This window comes from Verrucomicrobiota bacterium, assembly GCA_016871535.1.
In the GTDB taxonomy this organism is placed as follows: domain Bacteria; phylum Verrucomicrobiota; class Verrucomicrobiia; order Limisphaerales; family SIBE01; genus VHCZ01.
Map to the genome: position 1 here is coordinate 1 of VHCZ01000392.1, position 3,845 is coordinate 3,845.

Consider the following 3,845-nt stretch of genomic DNA (forward strand, 5'->3'; position numbering starts at 1 on the left):
AGGTAGGGCGAGTCCGTCCCGGCGAGCCGAGTCCGAAACCATCCGTGAAATCTGTGCGATCCGTGGTTCGTTCCCGCGCAGCGTCCACCCCGCACTCGTTTCGACAAATCAACTCGCCGCTGTCGTCCACCCGAATGTTTCTTGCCGTGCATGCTCAATTCGCGGAGAATGTAAGAGGCACGATGGGATTCCCACATTGAGCAAATGGCTGTAGTCGCGGTTGGTGATGCTGCCGTTTGGAGGCCCACGAATCACACGAATCACACGGATGGAGAGGGGAATGGGGACAAGGATAATGTCAATATGCGGGACTGACCCCTTTTCGTGTCAAAAAAGTTATTTCTTCGGCGGAAGAAGGATTGTGTTTGTTGACACGAACTTTTAATGGATGACCCCTTTCTGAAAAACGCGGTGACGAGGGGGGCAAAACAGCGCTCGATCTCGATCGGGCGACGTGGCAGCATCTTGCCCAACGGGCCCGGCAAAGCCCGGCACAGGATTCCCTTGAATTTCACTGCGGCCATCCGACGGGTGCTGGAGCGGTTGAATGCGTCAACCGCGAAGGGACTGTTACTCGCCTTCGTCGCCGGCGACTCCGTCCTTGCCCAGGGAACCGTCAGACTCGGCGCGGAACGGGATTCGGCCGGGAACATTCGATGCAGCAGCGCGGGCCCAACCAACCGGGTCTATCTTCTCGAACGGAGCTTGGACCTGAACGTCTGGCAGGAACACGCGCGAACTCATGACGCCTTCCTGCAATATCCGATCGGCCAAGCGAGCAGCCGTGGGACGGCTTTTTTCCGCGCAGCGGCGCGACCGAAGACGGTGGACGACGATTGGAAGAACCAAATCCTGGTCTCCGGCGACCGGTTCTATTCGCAACCTGGCAGCGCCGGGGGATCCGAATCGCGCTGGGTGAAGTTCACGATTCGTTTGGACCAACCGGACCGGGTGTACTTTCAAGACAGCGCCAAATACCTCTTTCACTACAGTTTCGCGATCCAACGGCTCCCTGGGTTTGAGAATCTTTTGCCCGACGAGTTCGACAAGATTTCGCTCGATCCTGCAGGTCAACGATTGGTGCTGGGGGCCGTGGTGTTGCCGCCCGACTCGACCACGCGCGAAGCCGGCATTCAAATCGTTGGGCGACGGCCATTCGCCGTACAGCAGATCGCCGCGTGGTTCCACCTCGCCCGCTCGGTCTTGGTCGTGCCCGCCGGATGGACGTTGTTCTACATGCCAACGTTCCAGCAAGGCGGGCTCACCGCGGAGGACGAGGCGTTTCTGGCTCGCCAGGGCATCACCGTCAGCTCCCCGTCGCGGTGGGTCCGGGGCAACGAATGCTACAGCCCTGGATGGGCCTATGGCCGATTGAAGTTCGTGACCGCAAGCGGAATTGCGGCGGCTTTCGCCAACGGCACGCTGCGCTACTCCGATATCCTTCTGACCGACGCCGTGCCGGCCGAGATTCCGCTTTTGGCGGGGACCATCACTTTGACGCCGGCAACGCCCAACTCGCATGTCGCCATCTTGTCCCGGTCGTTCGATGTGCCATTTGTGTTCGTCGCCGACGAGCAGGATCGCGAGAAACTCCGCTCGTGGGATGGCCAGGAGCTGTTACTGCTCGCGGAGCGCGCCACGAAAGGCGCTACCGTGCAGACGCTCAACGTCCAGGGGCTGCTGACCGACAGCCAGAAAGAAAAACTTCTTCGCGCCAAACAACCCCCGCCGCTGAACCTTGCTCCTTTTGCTCTCAAAGGCGCCCTCAGCCTGCCCGTGCGCAACCTGACGCCGCAGGACATTCGTTTCGTCGGCGGCAAGGCGGCCAACTTTGGCGTGCTGATGCGAGCGATTCGGGAAAGCGCCCCCGGCGACGCGATTGCCTTCACCTTCGATCTCTGGAGCGCTTTTCTTGACCAGGTTCGTCCGGATGGCCGAATGCTCCGGGCCGTCATTGCGGAGAAGCTGCGGCCTTTCACGTTTCCGCCAGACGTGGCGCGGCTGACGAAAGAGCTGGCCGACATTCGGGCGCTCATCCGCACCGACACGGATTTCAGTCCGGTCCAGAAGACCGCGATTCTCGCGGCCCTCGGCGGTTTCGATCCGAGGCGGAACTTGCGCTTCCGCAGTTCCACCAACGTCGAGGATAGTGAGCAATTCTCCGGTGCGGGGCTTTACGACAGCTACAGCGGTTGTGTGGCCGACGATACCGACAACGACTCGGCCGGGCCGTGTCGCTGTGATCCGGCGGAAAGCGCGGAACGCGGCGTGTTCCGAGCGTTACGCCGCGTCTATTCGAGCTTTTACAATGACAATGCTTTCCTGGAGCGGTTGCGCCATGGCGTCAAGGAAGACGCGGTGGGCATGGCCGTGCTCGTGCATCATTCGTTCCCGGACGAATTGGAACTGGCGAACGGCGTGGCCACTCTGCGCGGGACGTTGACCAGCGACCGCAGCCTGGCTTCGCTCGATGGCGAACTCGTGACGCAGACGGGCGCGACTTCGGTCACGAACCCGGAAGGGAACGCGCTTCCGGAGGTTGTGGTGGCGGCGCTGACCGCCGGGAGTCCGGCCAAGTTCGACGTGCGACGGCGCTCGAGCCTCGTACCGCTGGGCGGCGCCGTTCTCGGCTGGCCCGCCGAGTACGACCAGTTGCTTGGGTTGTTCAAAGCCGCCGCCGTCGAGTTTGCCAAAGCCACGCCCGCGCGGACTCAATTCGTCCTCGACCTCGAGTATAAGAAGATCGAACCCGGACGTCTGGTGGTGAAGCAAATCCGCGAAGTGCCGAGCGCCCTGGTGTCGGCCAATCCCGCGCCGTTTATTTTGAATGACGCGGGCCGGTTCGTCATTTTCCAGCATCACGGCAAGGACCTCTATGCGAATCACCGATTGAAATCAATCTGGCAATTCCAAGGGCTCGCCTTCCGCGACGACCCGGGCGGCGCCGGCTTTGATTACGCGGTCGATGTCGCTTACCACGACGGCACCGCGATCCGTTCGGCTTCGGGTCGGATCGGTTCATTTCCCAACGCCTCGATCAGAGTGGCGGGCAGGACGCTCGAGTATCGTTGGACTTGGGCGCAGGGACCTCAGCGCGGCGACTTTCTTTTGAAGGCGGCCTTCGGACAAGACCTGTCGCTCGCGCGGCCTGTTCCCTTGGGCGACGCGGAAACGGTCAGGCTGAGCGCGGCCTACAGCGTCCCGCAGATCAGGTTCGGCCTGGATGGCAAGGCGATAACGGTGACGAACGAAACCACCCGTTTAGTCCCGATCGAGAAAATCACCTCCGGGAGATTGGAGAGATCTCTAACTTTTCGGCGAGGGCGCGCCACCATCGAGACGCACTACACTCTCGCTTTCTTGAAATTCGGCGTTCCGGGAATTGGAATTTTCGACGGCAAAAGCTTTCCGTTGGTGAGTTGGGGAGGAACGACCATCTCGGGGTTGACCACTCGACCGATCATGTTGACCGGGCCGTTCTCACAAACTTACGATTCCAGCCGACACAATTTCGAAGAGACGTTCCTGTTCGAGCCGCGCCTCGAGGCGGGCCTTGATCCGCGCACGCTCACCGAGCTCGAAGCGGCGAACATCAAGACCATCCGCGTTTCCCAGTTCACCGCCAACGCCGGCACCCAGCCCGACCTCCGTCTATGGGGCTTCGACGATCTGCTCCGGCCATTGAATTGATCCCGAACCAGGTCGCATAAAGGGGTCAGTCCCACATATTGACACCGTTGCCCTGTTTGAGCAGGCTTCGGCGCATGGCACGCAAGCTCCGCATTGAGTATCCGGGCGCGATTTACCACCTGATGAATCGTGGCGACCGGCGGGAAGAGATCTTC

2 protein-coding genes are annotated in these 3,845 nt (G+C 61.0%); both read left to right on the plus strand.

All coding sequences use genetic code 11. The features are described 5' to 3' along the window. Positions 1-384 precede the first annotated feature (384 nt). Complete coding sequence (locus FJ398_26595; GenBank protein MBM3841455.1) at positions 385-3,690, plus strand: hypothetical protein; 3,306 nt, start codon at positions 385-387, stop codon at positions 3,688-3,690. Between the two features lie 47 nt (positions 3,691-3,737). Next, on the plus strand, positions 3,738-3,845 hold a 108-nt coding region (locus FJ398_26600), incomplete at its 3' end, for an addiction module toxin RelE (GenBank protein MBM3841456.1).